Below are 16,662 nucleotides of genomic sequence, written 5' to 3' on the forward strand. Positions count from 1 at the left end.
ATCGGGTGGCTCTGGAGACAGCCGCCCTGAAGGTGGGCACCGCAGTCGGCGAGCGCGCCATGCGCGCCTGGCTGACCTCCCGGTCGGCCGGCGAGAGCAGCCGCCTGCCGCTCGTCGAGCTGATGCGGACGCGCCTGCCCGACCAGCTCGTGCGGCGCAAGGCGCAGCGGCAGCTCGACGACATCGCCGACGCGGTGACGGCGCGGGTCATGAAGCTGTGCGGGCACGAGTTCCCCGGGCTCGGCGACGAGGACCGGGAGGTCGTGCTCGCCGAGGTCCAGCACACCCTGACCCTCGCGGACCTGTCCGACGGCGCCCTCCTGGCCGCCGACGCCGACCCGGTACGGCTCGCGCGGGGCCTGCGCCGGACCCTGCCCGCGCCCAGGGACCTGGACGAGGGGCAGTCGCGGCTGTACGACGTCGTGCTCGACGAGTGCTGCGACTGCCTGGTCAGGGTCGTCCGGCACCTGCCGGAGTTCCAGCCGCGCGCCGCCGCCGAGACGCTCTCGCGCCTGTCGGGGCTCGGCGAGCAGCTCGCCGCCATGCTGGCGCGGCTGCCCGTCCGCACGCTGGAGGCCCCCGACGGCACCGACAGGGACGCCGCGTTCGCCCACCGCTACCTGGAGCACGTCTCCCGGACGCTCGACAACCTGGAGCTGCTGGGCGTGCGCGTCGAGCGCTTCCGCCCCCGGACGCCGCTGAGCGTGGCCTACATCAGCCTGTCCGTCACCGCCGCCCAGGCCGCGGGCGCCCACGTCGCGTGGCACGACTCTCCTGACGAGCCCGCGACCATGCGCGTGGAGAGCGCGCTCGGCCAGGGCCGCCGGATGTTGCTGCGGGGCGAGGCCGGAGGCGGCAAGAGCACGCTGTTGCGCTGGCTGGCGATCACGGCCGCGCGGGGTGGGTTCGAGGGCGAGCTGGCCGACTGGAACGGATGCGTGCCGTTCCTGGTGAAGCTGCGCAGCTACGCCGATCGGGAGCTGCCCAGGCCGGAGCAGTTCCTGGACCTGACCGCCGGGGCGCTGGCCGGGCTGATGCCGGCGGGGTGGGCGCACCGGCAGCTCGCGTCGGGGCGGGCGCTGCTGCTGATCGACGGCGTGGACGAGCTGACCGGCGCGCAGCGCAGGGCGATCAAGCCGTGGCTGCGCGGGCTGCTCGCCGCGTTCCCCGCGATCCGGGTCCTGGTCACCAGCCGCCCGTCGGCCGCCTCGTCGTCGTGGCTGGAGGAGGAGGGATTCGCTCCGGCGTTCCTGGAGCGGATGACGCCCGCGGACACGCGGGCGCTGGTCGAGCACTGGCACGAGGCCATCAGGAGCAGCGCGGACCTGCCCTGCCCGGCCGAGCAGCTGCCCGTGGTGCAGGCGCGGCTGCTGTCGCACCTGGAGAGCGCGCCGCACCTGCGCGCGCTGGCGGCCACGCCGCTGCTCGCGTCCATGTTGTGCGCGCTCAACCTCGACCGGGCCTCCCAGCTCCCGCCCGACCGCATGGGCCTGTACGCGGCGGCGCTGGAGATGCTGCTGGAGCGCAGGGACGCCGAGCGGGTCATCCCCAGCTACGGCGAGGTCCATCTGAACCGCCCGCAGAAGATCCAGGTGCTGCAGGAGCTGGCCTGGCAGCTGTCGGTCACCAACCGGGTCGAGCTGGCCAAGCCGGCCGCGCTGGCGTGGGCGAGCAGGGTCGTCGCCACCATGCCGCGCCTGCGGGCCACGGGCGCGCAGGTGCTGGACTACCTGCTGGAACGCAGCGGCGTGATCCGCGAGGCGGCGGAGGGCCGGATCGACTTCGTGCACCGGACCATGCAGGAGTACCTGACGGCACGGGCCGCCGCCGAGGTGGGCGACGTCGAGCCCCTCGTCTCGAACGCGCATCGCGACCAGTGGCGCGAGGTCGTGGTGATGACGGCCGGGCACGCGAACGGGCCGCTGCGCGAGGAGCTGCTCGGCGGGCTGCTGTCCCGCATCGCCGCCGAGCCGCGGCGCGCGCGCCGGCTCAAGGTCCTGGTGTGCGCGTGCCTGGAGACGCTGCCGTCGGTGCCCGAGCGGCTGCGGGAGGCGGTGGACCGGTGCCTGGACGACCTCGTCCCGCCGCGGGACACGACCGCGGCGCGGTCGCTGGCACCGGCGGGGCAGGTGGTCCTCGACCGGTTACCGGCGGACCTGAGCGGGCTCTCTCCCGCCGTCGCGCTGGCCTGCGCCAGGACGGCTCAGCTGATCAACGGGCCCGCGGCCCTCGACCTGCTGGCGGGCTACGCCGCCGACGAGCGGGTCCAGCACGAGCTGGTCAAGAGCTGGCGCTACTTCGAGCCGCGGGCCTACGCCCGTCGGGTGCTGTCCGCCATGGAGACCCCGCCCCGGCTCACCGTGGTCACCGCGGGGCAGCTGGAGGCCGTGCGCGAGCTCCCCCCGCAGCAGCACATCGTGATCAGCGCGCGGGTGAAGGACCTCAGCCCGTTGCTCACCCATCGCGAATCGCTGACCGAGCTTCACCTGAGCAACGTTGTCGACAAGGCGGAGCTCCGCACACTGAGCCGGCTCAGCGCGCTGACGGACCTCACCGTGAGCGGCGTCACGACGATCGACTTTCTGACCGGTCTCCGGAACCTCTCCTTCCTGCAGCTCGCCGAGGTGCCCCGGCTCTCGGACTTCACCCTCCTCAGCGGCCTCGACAGGTTGCGGGCCCTGCATATCACGGAGGCCGCCTCCCTGACCGCCTGGGAAGCCCTGCCTCCACTCGACCGTCTGCGGGAGCTGTCGCTCTCCGGCACTCCGCTGCTGGTCTCCGCGCGTGACGTCGTGGAGCGTGCCCCCCACGTGCGAGACCTGGTCCTCGGTGACCGCGAGAACATCGCCGACCTGGACTCGCTCTCCCGACTCGCGTTGGAGGCGCTCGTCCTCTGGCAGGTCCCTTGGCTTGACGATCTCTCCCCGATCGCGGGATGTCGGACGCTGCGATCGCTGCAGCTCGCGGGCACCTCGGTGCGGGATCTCTCGCCCCTGGCACAGCTGCCCAGGCTGCGTACGCTCTGGCTGTCCACCTGCCCTCCCGGCCTGGATCTCGCGCCGCTGGCGAACAACGCCCACCTGAACGTGCACCTCCTGGCCGGCCAAGAGGTGAGCAACGGCCACCTGTTCGACAGACGGCTCTATCGCAGCAGGTGATCAGCTCCAGATCGACACGTGCACCGGCGGCCGGAAGCGGCTGCGCGGTATCCCCTCGTCCGGCGTCCGCATGATCTGGGTGGCCGCCGGGGTGGTGAGGAAGTCGAGGAAGGTGCCCGCGGCGGCCGATCGGGTGGCGGGCTCCAGGGCGGTGGCGTACCAGTAGGCGGGCAGCGGGGTGGCGGGCGTCTCGATGGGGACGAGCTCGCCCCGGCGTAACTGCGACGACACCAGGTGCGCGGTGGCGGGCGCGACGCCGGCGCCCTCGGCCGCGGCCTTCCAGGCGGCGGTCTGGTTGGCGAACACGCGTACCTGCGACTCCTGGACGCGCAGCAGGCGGAGCAGGCGGCTGGTGTCGCTGGCCGGGTCGGTGCCGGACGGGCCGACCAGCCAGTGGTCGCGGCGCCCCCGGGGCGAGCCGACCACGATGAGGCGGCAGCGCAGCACCGGGCGGCTCGTCAGGCCCTGCCCCGCGGTCTGGGCGCCGAGCGCGACGTCGGCCAGGCGGCTGGACAGCAGCAGCGGGATCTCGGCGGTCGCGGACACGCCGGTGGTGGCCTCCACCGACTTGCGCTGGGCGAACAGGCACAGCAGCGGGCCCGCGACGTACTCGGCCAGGCCGGCGTCCATGACCACGTGCAGGCGGGCGGGACGGCCCGGCTGGACGGCGGCGACGGCCTCGGCGCCGAGGGCGACGATCTGGGCGGCGATGCCGAGCAGCCGGCGGCCGCCCTCCGTGAGCACCATGCGGTCGCCCGAGCGGGTCACCAGCGGGTCGCCGAGGTGCCGCCGGAGCTGGGCCAGCGACTGGGACACGGCGGGCTCGCTGACGCCGAGCGCCCGCGCGGCGGCCTTGACCGAGCCGAGGCGGGCGACGAAAACGAACGCGCCGAGCTGGCTGAGAGTCACGTATCCCTTCTTAGTTCTCCGGCCCGCATTAAGGAAAGACTTATTTGCGGATTGTCGCGACAAATCGGGAACAGCAATGTGCTCTCATGCAGGTTCCCGCGACGTTCGAATACGAAAGAGCGGACAGCGTCCCGCACGCGCTGGAGCTCCTGGAGCACTACGGCCCCGAGGCGAGGGTCGTCGCAGGTGGGCACAGTCTCATCCCGATGATGAAGCTCCGCCTGGCCCAGCCGGAGGCGCTGATCGACATCAACGGCCTGGCCGATGAGCTGGGCGGCATCGCCGTGGAGGGCGACGAGCTGGCGATCGGGGCGATGGTGCGGCACACGGAGTTGCTGGAGAGCGCCACCGCCACCGACCTTTTCCCGATATTTCGGGATGCGGAGCGTGTTATCGCTGACCCAATTGTGCGAAATCGGGGGACCGTTGGCGGTTCTCTCTGCCAAGGGGATCCCTCGGAGGATTTGTCGGCCGTGTTCGCGGCATTGCGGGCGACCGCGGTCATCCAGGGGCCGGGCGGAACGCGCACCGTTCCTGTCAGGGAATTCCACCAGGGGCCTTACGAGACCGCGGTCGAGCCGAACGAGCTGCTGATCCAGCTCCGCGTGCCCGTCGCGCCCGGCACGGGCAGCGCGTACGAGAAGGTCGAGCGGCGCGTCGGCGACTGGCCGGTGGCGGCGGCCGGGGCGGTGCTGCGGATCGAGGGCGGCACGATCGTCCAGGCCGGCATCGGGCTGACGGCTGTCGGCGCCGCGCACTTCTGCGCCCCCGAGGCCGAGGCCTACCTCGACGGCCGGGTGCCGGACGCGGAGGCGTTCGCGCAGGCGGGCCGGATCGCCGCCGAACACTGCGAGCCGCACGCCGACCAGCGCGGCCCCGCCGACTACAAGCGCCACCTGGCCGCCGAGCTGACCCGGCGCGCGCTGGCCAGGGCCGCAGGGAGGATCTGACGATGCGGATCACGGTCTCCGTGAACGGGCAGTCGTACACCAGGGACGTCGAGCCGCGCCTGCTGCTCGTGCACTTCCTGCGCGACGAGCTGGACCTGACCGGCACCCACTGGGGCTGCGACACCTCCAACTGCGGGGTGTGCACGGTGCGGCTCGACGGCGTGCCGGTCAAGTCGTGCACGGTCCTGGCCGTCATGGCCGACGGGCACGAGGTCACCACGGTGGAGGGGCTGGAGCGGGACGGCGAGCTGGACGCGGTGCAGAAGGGGTTCGTGGAGTGTCACGGGCTGCAGTGCGGGTTCTGCACGCCGGGCATGCTGCTGACGGCGCGGGCCCTGCTCGACCGCCATCCCGACCCCGACGAGTCACAGATCCGCGAGGCCATCTCGGGGCAACTGTGCCGGTGCACCGGTTACGAGAACATCGTCCGTTCGATCCGATGGGCGGCGACTTCGGATGTCGCCGAGTCCGCGACGGAGGCCAAATGACGTATGGACGCATGCACCGCAAAGAGGACGCCCGCTTCATCCGCGGGCGCGGCAACTACACCGACGACGTACGCCTGCCCGGCATGCTGTACGGCGCCATCCTGCGCAGCCCCCACGCCCACGCGCGCATCGTCTCCATCGACACCAGCGCGGCCGAGGCGCATCCGAAGGTCAAGGCGGTCATCACCGGCCAGACCCTGGCCGGGCTGAACCTGGCCTGGATGCCCACGCTGTCGAACGACACCCAGGCGGTGCTGGCCACGGACAAGGTGCGCTTCCAGGGGCAGGAGGTCGCGTTCGTGGTGGCCGAGGACGCGTACTCGGCGCGCGACGCGCTGGAGCTGATCGACGTCGAGTACGAGCCGCTCGACGCGGTCATCGACGCCAGGAAGGCCCTCGACCCCGGCGCCCCGGTGATCCGCGACGACCTCGAAGGGCGTACGGGCAACCACATCTTCGACTGGGAGGCCGGCGACAAGGCGCGCACCGACGCCGTGTTCGAGCAGGCCGAGGTGACCGTCGCGCAGGACATGATCTACCCGCGCGTGCACCCCGCCCCGCTGGAGACGTGCGGCGCGCTCGCGGACTTCGACAAGGTCACGGGCAAGCTGACCGTCTGGTGCCCGACGCAGGCGCCGCACGCCCACCGCACGCTGTACGCGATGGTGGCCGGGCTGCCCGAGCACAAGATCCGGGTCATCTCCCCGGACATCGGCGGCGGCTTCGGCGGCAAGGTCGGCATCTATCCGGGGTACGTCTGCGCGATCGTCGGCTCGATCGTCACCGGCAGGCCGGTCAAGTGGATGGAGGACCGCTCCGAGAACCTCATGAGCACGGCCTTCGCCCGCGACTACCACATGCGCGGCGAGATCGCCGCGACCCGCGACGGGAAGATCCAGGGCATCAGGGTCAAGGTGCTGGCCGACCACGGGGCGTTCAACGGCACCGCGCAGCCGACCAAGTTCCCCGCCGGGTTCTTCCACGTCTTCTCCGGCTCGTACGACATCGAGACCGCCCACTGCGAGGTCACCGGCGTCTACACCAACAAGGCCCCCGGCGGCGTCGCCTACGCCTGCTCCTTCCGCGTCACCGAGGCCGTCTACCTGGTCGAGCGCATGGTGGACGTGCTGGCCACCGAGCTGCGCCTGGACCCGGCCGAGCTGCGCATGCGCAACCTGCTCAAGCCGGACCAGTTCCCCTACACCTCCCCCACCGGCTGGGAGTACGACTCGGGCGACTACCCGAAGGCGCTGCGCCTGGCCATGGACATGGCCGGCTACGACAAACTCCGCGCCGAGCAGGCCGACAAGCGGGCCAGGGGCGAGCTGATGGGCATCGGCGTCAGCTTCTTCACCGAGGCGGTCGGCGCGGGCCCGCGCAAGCACATGGACATCCTCGGCCTCGGCATGGCCGACGGCGCCGAGCTGCGCGTGCACCCGACGGGCAAGGCGGTGCTGCGGGTGTCGTGCCAGTCGCAGGGGCAGGGACACGAGACCACGTTCGCGCAGATCGTCGGGCAGGAGCTGGGCATCCCGGCCGACGACGTGGAGGTGGTGCACGGCGACACCGACCAGACGCCGTTCGGCCTGGGCACGTACGGCTCGCGCTCCACGCCCGTCTCGGGCGCCGCGACGGCGATCGTGGCCAGGAAGGTACGGGACCGGGCCAAGATCGTCGCAGCGGCCATGCTGGAGGCCTCCCCGGACGACCTGGAGTGGGCCGAAGGCAAGTGGTCGGTGGTGGGCGACCCGTCCACCGGCAAGTCGCTGGCGGAGATCGCGCTGGCCGCCCACTCGAACCTGGAGCTGCCCGAAGGCGTCGAGGGCCACCTGGACGCCGTCACCGTCTACAACCCGCCGAACCTCACCTACCCCTTCGGCGCCTACATCTGCGTCGTGGACGTGGACCCCGGCACCGGGCAGGTGAAGGTGCGCAGGTTCGTGGCGGTGGACGACTGCGGGGTGCGGATCAACCCGATGATCGTCGAGGGGCAGATCCACGGCGGGCTGGCCGACGGGGTGGGCATGGCGCTCATGCAGGTGATGGCGTTCGACGAGGACGGCAACCACCTGGGGGCCTCGTTCATGGACTACCTGCTGCCGACCTCGATGGAGTGCCCGTCGTGGGAGCTGGGCGAGACCGTGACGCCCTCGCCCACGCACCCGATCGGGGCCAAGGGCGTCGGCGAGTCGGCCACGGTCGGCTCGCCCGCCGCCGTGGTCAACGCCGTGGTGGACGCGCTCGGGCCGTACGGGGTGCGGCACGCCGACATGCCGCTGACGCCGGCGAACGTGTGGCGCGTCGTCAACGGCGACCCCTTCAGGACGGACCTGGCGATCCCATGACCGAGTTCCTGGGCATGCCGACGTCCCGGCCGCGGCCCGCCGCCGACCTCGACGTGAGGGTGGCGGGGCTGCGGTCGGGGCGGGAGCCGTACGTCATGGCCACCGTCGTGCGCGCGCAGCGGCCGACCAGCGCCAAGGCGGGCGATCGTGCGCTGGTGCTGGCCGACGGGACGATCGAGGGGTTCGTCGGCGGCGTGTGCGCGACGGACACCGTACGCGCGCAGGGCCTGCGCCTGATGGGCACCGGCGGGGCCACGCTGCTGCGGATCACCCCCGAGGAGGACGCGCCGCGCGAGGAGGAGGGCCTGGTGGCCGTGGGGCAGCCGTGCCTGTCGGGCGGCACGCTGGAGATCTTCCTGGAGTCCGTCTCGCCGCCCAGGCTGGTGCGCGTGCACGGCGACAGCCCGATCGCGCGGGCCTTCGCCGAGGTGGGCCGGGCGATGGGGTACACGGTCGAGCCCGGGGCGGGCCCCATCGCGGCCGACACGGCCGCCGTGCTGGTGGCCTCGCACGGGGTGGGCGAGGAGCCGGTGCTGCGCGAGGCGCTGGCGGCGGGCGTGCCGTACGTCGGGCTGATCGCCAGCCGCAAGCGGGGCGCGGCGGTGCTGGCGCGGGTGGCGGGCGGCGAACGCGTGCACGTCCCCGCAGGCCTGGACATTGGGGCCAGAACGCCTGGTGAGGTCGCTGTTTCGGTGTACGCGGAGATCATCCGGCTGCGTTGAACGGCGGGGTATCAGCGCGCGGCGACCGGGTACGCCAGGGAAGGTAAAGCCGAGCCCCGGGAAGCCCCTTCCGCTATCCGGAGAGCGAAAGGGATATTGATGCCGACGGAAACGGTCAGCCAAGCGCAGCCGATGACGGACGAGCGCCCCGCGTCCCAGCCGGGCAGCCTCGAGCGCGGGATCGACATCCTGCTCGCGCTCGGCGCCGCCTCCCGCCCGGTCACGCTGTCGCAGCTGTGCCGCAGCACGGGCCTGCCCAAGTCGACCGCGCACCGGATCCTGGGCGTGCTCTGCTCGCGCGAGCTGGCCCGGCGGGTGGGGAACGCGTACCTGCCGGGCGAGCTGCTGGAGTCGATGGCGGGCATCACCCGCGCGCGCGTGCCCGGCACGCGCAGGGTGGTGCTCCCCTACCTGCTGTACCTGTTCGAGACCACCAGGCACACGGTGAACCTGGCCGTCCCGTCCGGCCTGGAGGCCCGCTACGTCGAGCGCCTGTACGGCCACAACCGCGTCGGCTCGCGCTCCGACGGCCACGACCGCGCGCCGCTGCACTGCACGGCGACCGGCAAGGCGCTGCTGGCCTTCGATCCGAAGCTGCGCCAGGAGCTGATGGCGCGTGGCGCGTTCGAACGGCTGACGCGCCGCACGATCACCAACCTGGCCGGGCTCGAACGGGAGCTGGCGCAGGTCCGCCGGCACGGCATCGCCTACTCGCAGGAGGAGTTCACCGAGGGCGTGGCCTGCGTGGCGGCCCCGGTGTTCGGGCCGGGCGGGCGGATCTGCATGTCGGTCGGCGTGGCCGCGCCCGCGCACCTGGCGCCGCTGGCGAAGCTGGGCATCTCCGTACGGGGCGCCGCCCAGGCCATCTCCGCCGCGCTCCTCCCCGCGTGACCCCCGTTCCGGTCACCGGAACACTCGCAGATCTTGAGACCGGAAGTGTTCCACTGACCGAAACCCGGCATTGCGAACGCGCACCCCGGGGCGATCACATCGACGCATGAGAGCGCACAAGGTCACCCGTGCCTAGGGGCCTGCCCAGGGCCACCCTGCTGGAGAGCCTGCGCCTGGCGGCCGCGCTCGTCCCGCCGGGCACGCCGCACCTGACCCGCGGCGGCGACCCGCTGCGGGCCCGCACACTGCTGGCCACCCTGGAGTCCCGGTACGGCGGCCGGCCCGTGCTCGTCCGCGGCCCGCACGTCCGCGCCCTGCTGGTCCTGTCCAAACGCGACGCCCTGCGCGTGCTGTCCGAGGACGACGACGCCTACGCCGCCACCCTGGACGAGCGCCCGTTCGGCCTGCCCACGGACGTGCTGCGGCCGCGCTTCATCGAGATCGCCAGGCAGGAGGCCGCCAAGCTGACGGAAGGCGTGGTGGACCACGCGCGGCTCAACGCCTGCTGGCAGCGCGTGGCCAGGCGCTGCGTCTACGGCGACGGCGCGGCCGGCGACGAGGAGCTCACCCGGCTGCTGGAAGGCGTCACGCGGGCCGGCCGGTGGCGGGCCAGGCGGCGCCAGGAGATCCTGTCCGGGCGCTACGACGCCCGCATCATCGACCACCTGCGCCGCGCCGAGCCCGGCAGCCTGGCCGGGCTGATCGCCGAGACGCCGGAGAACGAGTCGCGCGCGCTGATGCACGCCGCGTTCTGGCTGATGGGGCTGGGCTCCACCGCGGCGGGCCTGACGCAGACCCTGGCGCTGCTCGCCGCCCATCCCGCCCACCGCAAGGCCGCCCGCAAGGACCCGGAACACCTGCGGGCGTGCCTGCGCGAGGGCCTGCGCCTGTGGCCGCCGGTGCCCGCCCTGGCCCGGGTCACCACCGCCGAGACCGAGTGGTACGGCAGCGTCCTGCCCGCCGGCACCACCGTGCTCGTGCCCGTCGCGGCGCACCAGCGCAGCCGGCGCCTGCCGTACGCGAACACGTTCGCGCCCGAGATCTGGCTGGACGGCACGGCGGCCGGCGAGTGGTGGGCGCGTCCCGGCTGCGGCGGCATGCACCTGACGCTCGCCGTCGGCACCGCCTTCCTCGGGGCCGTGCTGAGCGCGGCCCGCCCCAAGCCGGTCGGGCGGCTGATCTCCCAGCACCGGCCGCTCCCCCACACGATCGATCTCGCGCGGCTGCGGGTGGCCATGCGGCCCCTCCGGCGGGACCCTCCTGGGGGCTAGTGTCCTACGGACAGGCCCTTCCTCCGTTAGAGTCTGGGGTACAAACGGGATGCCGGGCGGCGGAACGGTTCGGGTTGCCAGAGGGTTGCCAGAGTAACGAACCGGCGGGAGGAACGGTTCGGATTGAGACGGGAAGACGACGGCGAGAGGACGGCGACGTTGGGGCGCTCCGCAGGCACTCCTCTTCAGCCGGAAGATCCGCCGGCGATCGGCCCCTACGAGCTGATCAGCCGTCTCGGCTCCGGCGGCATGGGGGTCGTCTATCTCGCCAAGGCCGCCGACGGCTCGCGGGTGGCGCTCAAGGCCATCCGGCGTGACTACACCGCCGACCCCGTCTACCGGGCGCGCTTCCACGAAGAGGTGTCCAACGCCCGCAAGGTGGCCTCGTTCTGCACGGCGCGCGTGCTCGACCACGGCGAGGACCGGGGCGTGCTCTACCTCGTCACCGAGTACATCGACGGCATCTCGCTGGAGGACCACCTCATCGAGCACGGCGCGCTGTCGCCGTCGGTGCTGCACGCCGCCGCCGTCGGCGTGGCCGCCGCGCTGACCGCCATCCACGCCGCCGGGCTGGTGCACCGCGACCTCAAGCCGGCCAACGTGATGCTGACGCTGGCCGGGCCGCGGGTGATCGACTTCGGCCTGGCGCGCTCGACGCACGTGCACTCCCGGCACACCAACGCCGGCATGGTGATGGGCACCCCTGGATGGATCGCTCCCGAGCAGGTCTTCGAGGGGGTCTCCAGCCCGGCGGGCGACGTGTTCGCGTGGGGGTCGCTGATCGCGTACGCGGGGCTGGGCGGGCATCCGTTCGGCGAGGGGGACGCGTACGTGATGGCGGCCAGGGCCCGCCAGGCGCCGCCGGACCTGCGGGGGCTGCCCGCGCCGCTGGACCGGCTGGTCGCGGCGGCCATCCACCCCGACCCGGCGCGGCGGCCCGCGGCCCGGCAGCTGCTGCTGGAGCTGGTGGAGGCCTCCGACGAGCCGGCCGCGCAGCTCGCCGCCACCAAGCACCTGACCAACGCGTGGAACCCGTCGGAGTTCGGCCCCCTGATGCCGCCACCCGACCGCACCGGCCACGGCCCGAGACCGCCCCGCCACCCGGAGCAGCACCGCGCACCCCAGCCACCACCCGCCGAACGCACCGGCCCCACGCCCGGGATGAGCCACGCGCCCTCCCCCGCCGAACGCACGGGCCCCGGTCTGGGGATGGGCCACGCGCCCTCTCCCGCCGAACGCACGGGAGCCGGGTCGGGGATGGGCCACGCACCTTCACCCGCCGAGCGCACCGGCCCTACGCCGGGGGCGGGCAGGGGGCCGCAGGGCGCGCCCGGGGGGTCGCACGTGCCGCAGCCGCCGCCCGCGGAGCGGACGGGGCCGACGCCCATGCCCGGGCGCGCGCCGTCGCCGGCCGAGCGGACGGGGCCGGCGCCCGGCTCCTCGCGCGGGCCGCAACCGCGGGGCGCGGGCCGGGGGCCGTTACCGCACCAGACCGGCCAGATGCCGCTCGCGCCCCCGACCGGCCAGGCGCCGCCGCACACCGGCCAGGCGCCACACCACTCGACCACCGGCCAGGGGCCGCTGCCCGATCCTTCGGCCACCGGCCAGGGGCGGCTGCCCGGCTACCGGCCGGCCAGGCCGAAGCGGGGCGTGTTCGCGGGCTGCCTGACCGCGCTGGTGATCGCCGTGGTGCTCATGGTGGTGCTGCTGGCCGTACTGGCGTGGCTGTTCCGCTCGCCCGCCGTCGGCGAGGACGGCCCCGTGCAGGACGGCAAGCTGCGCTTCGCCGTGACGAGCGCCAAGTGCCCCAAGCCCGCCAAGGCCGCGGCCGAGCGCACGTGCCAGATCGGCGTGCAGATCAGGAACGTCGGTGAGGAGGCCAGGGTGCTCTACCCCGGCCAGCAGAAGCTCATCGACGAGGACGACGAGCTGCACGGCGGCACCAAGCTGCTCGACCAGGGCGGCAAGGAGATCACGCCGATCCGCATCGAGGCCGGCGCGTCGTTCACCGGCGCGCTGGTGTTCGAGCTGCCCAAGGAGCTCGAACCGGTCGGGCTCGAGGTGCACGACTCCGGGCTGAGCGCGGGAGCCCGGCTCAACCTCCCGTAGGGTCTGGAACGCAGGAGCCGGCTCAACCTCCCGTAGAGGCCGGAAGCGCGCGCCGGCGACACGCCCCTCCCGTGGGGCTAGGTGGCCCGCGCAGCGCCGGCTCCAGCATCGCGCTAGCGGCTTGCTCGTCGAACGGCCGGACCGGCTCGTTGAAGGCCCGGAACAGCGCTACCTCCGACTCCACGCCCGGCGGCAGGCCGGCTGGGTCGGCTGGCTTTCCGTCGTTTACGGGTGCGCGTCGAAGTCGACGACACTCGACCGGCCGGTGTCCCCGTGATCGAACCTGATCACCTGCACCCCGCGCTCGACCAGCCGCCGCACGAGCGCATCGGGGCAGCTGACGCCCTACGACGCGGACCCCATGACCATCAGCACCACGGGCTCCCCGCGTCCCCGATGCGCTCCGCCCAGATCCGCACCGGCCCCGAGTCCGCGTACCGCTCCATGAGGGCACGCTGGCGACTCCCTGCCGCCGCCCTCCAACCCTTGTCGAGCCGGCCCGGCGTTCCGAAGGGTGGGCTCACCTCGCCGCGATGTTGTACTGAATGGTGTACTGCCGCGCGCCGCAGCAGCCGGGGTGACTCGGGTTGGGGGTGCGGATCCAGAGCTGCCCGAGGTTACGGGCCTGGCGCACCGTGAGGGTCCTCATGACCGTGTAAGCCTTGTGTCCGCCATCGCAGAGGATGCCGTGCTTGTTGCGCAAGGCCTTCCAGCTCGAGGTCGTCAGGGCGAGGTCCGGGTAGATGCAGCCGTTCTTGGGGAAGCCGGCCTCGCGCAGCACGATGGTCCGCATCTGGGCGGACTTCGGACCCAGGTAGCGGAAGGTGACGGAAACCTTGATCGGATAGTTCCGGCCGCGGTGGTCCTTGATGCTGACCGTGGTGGACACGGTCTGGATCGGCTTGACGCGCTTGACATAGACCATTCTCTGGTCGGGCGGCGCGGCCTGCGCGGCGGGCGCCACCAGCAGGCCGGCTCCGAGGGTGGCGGCGAGAGCCGCTCCGACCGTGGGAACGCAGAGACGCGTGAGAGGTGGCACTGATTCTCCTTCACCGTGCATTGCACGTCTGGGGTGGACGTTCACCTGACCTGACGCAGCACAGTAAAGGCCCTCGGTATACCCAGGGGATGAGCCCGGAATACGAGCACCGGACGGCCGGCGGTCAGCCGCTCACCGGCTCCGGAAACGCGGTCCAAAGGGACGCTTCGTCAGGGGCGACGCGGACCGCTGCCGGGCGCGGGCTTGATGGCGTCGTCGCCGGCGTGACCAGTGCAGGATGTGGGACCGGCTGGCGAGTGGCCGGGTCAGCAGGGCGAAGAGGCTGCGGATCTCGTTGGCGGAGATCTCGACGAGCGGGCCGGTCCGGGCCGGTGGGTCGGGGCTGGCGCGCAGGGCGGCGCGGGTCACGGCCAGGAAGGGCAGGGCGAGCATGGCAAGGGTGATGTAGCGATACCAGGCAGGATAGAGACGCACCTGGTAGTGGTCGAAGGCGGTCTCGTTCTTGCCGGTCTGGAAGCCTTCCTCGATCGTCCAGCGAGCTCCGGCCACCCGCGAGCACGTAGCCGATCCGTGGCCTTCCAGGCAGCGGCGCAGGGGTCCGTTGTCGCCGTAGGCCTCATCGGCGGTCACCCAGCCGAACGGCACGTCTGAACCGGTCGGCTACCAGCGCGAACGTGGCATCCGGACCAGCCTGCAGACGAGCGGCGCTGAGACGTTCTACCCTGGCCAACGCAGCCACCGCATGATCTTCAGTTCCATCACACCTGAATGATCACAGCGGTGGCCGCTCGACGTTGACATGGCTACGTACCCATGTACGTACCAACCGCGCCCAGCCACAGCCCATCAAGACCCGATCTGCGGCTGGAGTACTAGAAACCGCGCGCCGGGGACACGACCCCTTCCAGGGGCTCGCCGGCGCGGAAGCGGCGCACGTTCGAGGTGACGCGCTCGGCCAGGCCGCGCCAGTAGGCGGGGCGCGGGTTCGCGGAGTGCGGCGTGATCAGGACGTTCTCCAGCGACCAGAGCGGGTGGCCGTCGGGCAGCGGCTCGGGGTCGGTGACGTCGAGCGCCGCCCCGCCGATGTGGCCCGCGCGCAGCGCCTCGACCAGCTCATCGGTGACGACGAGGCCGCCTCTGGCCACGTTCACCAGCCACGCGTCCCGCCGCATGAGCTCGAACTCGTACGTCCCGAACATGCCCCTGGTCCCCGGCGTGGCGGGCGCGGCGATCACCACGTAGTCCGCCTCGGGCAGCGCCTCGCGGTAGCGGGCGCGCGGCAGCACCTCGGCGGCCCCCGGCACCCGGCCGCTGTCGCTGACCGCCACCACCCGGCACTCGAACGGCGCCAGCATCCCGATCAGCGCCCGCCCGATGCCCCCGGCGCCGATGATCGCGACCGTGGACCCGCTCAGTTCCCTGGACGTGTTCGGCCCCCAGGTCGTGGCCCTGGCCAGCCGGTGCAGCCCGCGCGCCGCGGCCAGCATCAGGGCCATCGCGTGCTCGGCCACGGGGCGGCCGTACGAGCCGGTGGCGGCGGTGAAGACGGGGTGGTCGGTGATGACGCCGGCGTCGGCCCACCGCTCGACGCCCGCGTGCGGGAGCTGCACCCAGCGGATGCCCTCGTGCAGCATGGAGCGCACCTCGGCGGGGTCGTCGTTGCCGTAGTAGACGATCGCCTCGGCCTCGGCCAGGGGCACGACGCGGGCGCCGGCGCGGCGTACGGCGTCGATGAGCGCGGGCACGGGCTCGGGGCCGACGTAAACAGCGGCGGTCATCGGAGCAGCCTCCCGGTCAGAGCACGTTGATCACGAGTGAGCTTATATCGCACACGATGTCCGGATCGACCGGGCCTCGCCTCGCCGGTTAAAATGCGACTGCATTGAAAAAACTGAACAAGGGGGCGGCGGGATGCCGATCGAGTTCGCGCGCAACGGCGAGGTGAAGCTCGCCTACGAACGGATGGGGGCTCAGGACGGGGAGCCGCTGCTGCTGATCGCCGGCACCGCGCTGCAGATGGTCGCCTGGGCGGACGGGCTCTGCGCCGAGCTGGGGGCCAGGGGGTTCGCGGTGGTCAGGTACGACAATCGCGACTCGGGGCTGTCGTCACAGGTGCGGGGCGGGTCCAGGAGGAGGCCCGCGTACACGCTGGACGACATGGCCGACGACGCGGTGGCCGTCATGGACGCGCTCGGCTGGGAGGGTGCCCACCTGTTCGGCGCGGCGGCGGGCGGCACGATCGCGCAGCTCGTCGCCCTGCGCCGGCCGCACCGGGTGCGCACGCTCGCCCTCGCCGCCTCGTACGCCGGGTGGCGGCTCGGCCGGATGCGTCCCGGCGCGATCCTGCGCATGCTCGCCAAGGGGCTGCGGCGGCCGGCGCCGGGGCGGGAGGGCTACGCGCGGGGGTTCGTGGAGGCGGTCCGGCCGCTCACCTCCGCCGATCATCCGCTGGACGAGGAGCTGTGGCGGGAGATCGCGCTGACGATGTTCGACCGGTGCCCGGAGCCCGGCCCCGGCTCGATGCGGCAGGCCGCCGCGCTCCAGGCGGCCGGTGACCTGCTGCCGCGGCTGGGTGGCGTCACCGCGCCCACGCTGGTCATCCACGGCGAGGCCGATCCCATGGTGCGCCTCCGGGCGGCCAGGGAGATCGCCGGCGCCGTCCCCGGCGCGCGCCTGGTCCTGTACCCGGGCATGGGCCACGACCTCCCGCGCGGCCTCTGGCCGTCGATCGCGGACGAACTGCGAGCCCTGGCCACGGGTTCAGCGCCCTCGTCGCGAGGCTCGGCCGCGTGACGGCGGTTGCGGTGACGCTCGCGTAC

The 16,662-nt window shown here is 72.9% G+C and carries 12 protein-coding genes and 1 pseudogene; 9 read left to right on the forward strand and 4 right to left on the reverse strand.

Annotated features, from left to right (window positions below):
- Positions 1 to 5: 5 nt before the first annotated feature.
- Positions 6 to 3,158, forward strand: a complete 3,153-nt coding sequence (locus tag HD593_RS35665; RefSeq protein WP_185106324.1) for an NACHT domain-containing protein — start codon at positions 6 to 8, stop codon at positions 3,156 to 3,158.
- Here HD593_RS35665 and HD593_RS35670 read toward each other — a convergent pair whose 3' ends face one another.
- Positions 3,159 to 4,067: a LysR family transcriptional regulator gene (locus tag HD593_RS35670; RefSeq protein ID WP_185106325.1), complete on the reverse strand. Its 909-nt coding sequence runs from the start codon at positions 4,065 to 4,067 to the stop codon at positions 3,159 to 3,161. It abuts the gene before it with no gap.
- A gap of 86 nt (positions 4,068 to 4,153) precedes the next feature.
- Here HD593_RS35670 and HD593_RS35675 point away from each other — a divergent pair, with 86 nt between their 5' ends.
- The 7 genes from HD593_RS35675 to HD593_RS35705 all read left to right on the forward strand — a co-directional run bounded on the left by HD593_RS35675 (position 4,154) and on the right by HD593_RS35705 (position 12,843).
- Positions 4,154 to 5,017: an FAD binding domain-containing protein gene (locus HD593_RS35675; RefSeq protein WP_185106326.1), complete on the forward strand. Its 864-nt coding sequence runs from the start codon at positions 4,154 to 4,156 to the stop codon at positions 5,015 to 5,017.
- A 2-nt stretch (positions 5,018 to 5,019) separates the two neighbouring features.
- Entirely contained in the window at positions 5,020 to 5,505 is a 486-nt protein-coding gene (locus HD593_RS35680) for a (2Fe-2S)-binding protein (RefSeq protein ID WP_185106327.1), read from the forward strand.
- A complete protein-coding gene (locus HD593_RS35685) occupies positions 5,502 to 7,850 on the forward strand; it encodes an aerobic carbon-monoxide dehydrogenase large subunit (RefSeq protein ID WP_185106328.1) in 2,349 nt (782 codons plus the stop codon). Before HD593_RS35680 ends, HD593_RS35685 begins: the two co-directional genes overlap by 4 nt.
- A complete protein-coding gene (locus tag HD593_RS35690) occupies positions 7,847 to 8,572 on the forward strand; it encodes an XdhC family protein (protein WP_221525163.1) in 726 nt (241 codons plus the stop codon). The genes HD593_RS35685 and HD593_RS35690 overlap by 4 nt, the downstream gene beginning before the upstream one ends.
- Positions 8,573 to 8,671: 99 nt before the next feature.
- Positions 8,672 to 9,463: an IclR family transcriptional regulator gene (locus HD593_RS35695; protein ID WP_185106329.1), complete on the forward strand. Its 792-nt coding sequence runs from the start codon at positions 8,672 to 8,674 to the stop codon at positions 9,461 to 9,463.
- Between the two features lie 128 nt (positions 9,464 to 9,591).
- Positions 9,592 to 10,734, forward strand: coding sequence for a cytochrome P450 (locus HD593_RS64625; RefSeq protein ID WP_185106330.1), 1,143 nt, complete (start codon positions 9,592 to 9,594; stop codon positions 10,732 to 10,734).
- Positions 10,735 to 10,893: 159 nt separating this feature from the next.
- The gene (locus HD593_RS35705; protein ID WP_185106331.1) at positions 10,894 to 12,843 is read left to right on the forward strand and encodes a serine/threonine-protein kinase; all 1,950 of its coding nucleotides are present in this window, start codon (positions 10,894 to 10,896) and stop codon (positions 12,841 to 12,843) included.
- A gap of 520 nt (positions 12,844 to 13,363) precedes the next feature.
- Here the strand turns inward: HD593_RS35705 and HD593_RS35710 are convergent.
- The 3 genes and pseudogenes from HD593_RS35710 to HD593_RS35720 form a co-directional block, all read right to left on the reverse strand.
- A complete protein-coding gene (locus HD593_RS35710) occupies positions 13,364 to 13,882 on the reverse strand; it encodes a hypothetical protein (RefSeq protein ID WP_185106332.1) in 519 nt (172 codons plus the stop codon).
- Positions 13,883 to 14,014: 132 nt separating this feature from the next.
- Positions 14,015 to 14,395, reverse strand: a pseudogene (locus HD593_RS62225) (hypothetical protein); the annotation flags it as partial.
- A gap of 320 nt (positions 14,396 to 14,715) precedes the next feature.
- Positions 14,716 to 15,621, reverse strand: a complete 906-nt coding sequence (locus tag HD593_RS35720) for a D-isomer specific 2-hydroxyacid dehydrogenase family protein (protein ID WP_185106333.1) — start codon at positions 15,619 to 15,621, stop codon at positions 14,716 to 14,718.
- 133 nt (positions 15,622 to 15,754) lie between these two features.
- On the opposite strand from HD593_RS35720, the gene HD593_RS35725 reads away from it, so the two are divergent.
- Positions 15,755 to 16,636, forward strand: coding sequence for an alpha/beta fold hydrolase (locus HD593_RS35725; protein ID WP_185106334.1), 882 nt, complete (start codon positions 15,755 to 15,757; stop codon positions 16,634 to 16,636).
- Positions 16,637 to 16,662 lie beyond the last annotated feature (26 nt).

Origin of the sequence: Nonomuraea rubra, assembly GCF_014207985.1 — a bacterium.
GTDB lineage: Bacteria > Actinomycetota > Actinomycetes > Streptosporangiales > Streptosporangiaceae > Nonomuraea > Nonomuraea rubra.

Bases quoted from the DNA above. Each gene is read 5' to 3' on its own strand.
- HD593_RS35675 (WP_185106326.1), top strand. From the start codon at position 4,154: ATGCAGGTTCCCGCGACGTTCGAATACGAAAGAGCGGACAGCGTCCCG.
- HD593_RS35680 (WP_185106327.1), top strand. From the start codon at position 5,020: ATGCGGATCACGGTCTCCGTGAACGGGCAGTCGTACACCAGGGACGTC.
- HD593_RS35685 (WP_185106328.1), top strand. From the start codon at position 5,502: ATGACGTATGGACGCATGCACCGCAAAGAGGACGCCCGCTTCATCCGC.
- HD593_RS35690 (WP_221525163.1), top strand. From the start codon at position 7,847: ATGACCGAGTTCCTGGGCATGCCGACGTCCCGGCCGCGGCCCGCCGCC.
- HD593_RS35695 (WP_185106329.1), top strand. From the start codon at position 8,672: ATGCCGACGGAAACGGTCAGCCAAGCGCAGCCGATGACGGACGAGCGC.
- HD593_RS35720 (WP_185106333.1), bottom strand. From the start codon at position 15,621: ATGACCGCCGCTGTTTACGTCGGCCCCGAGCCCGTGCCCGCGCTCATC.
- HD593_RS35725 (WP_185106334.1), top strand. From the start codon at position 15,755: ATGCCGATCGAGTTCGCGCGCAACGGCGAGGTGAAGCTCGCCTACGAA.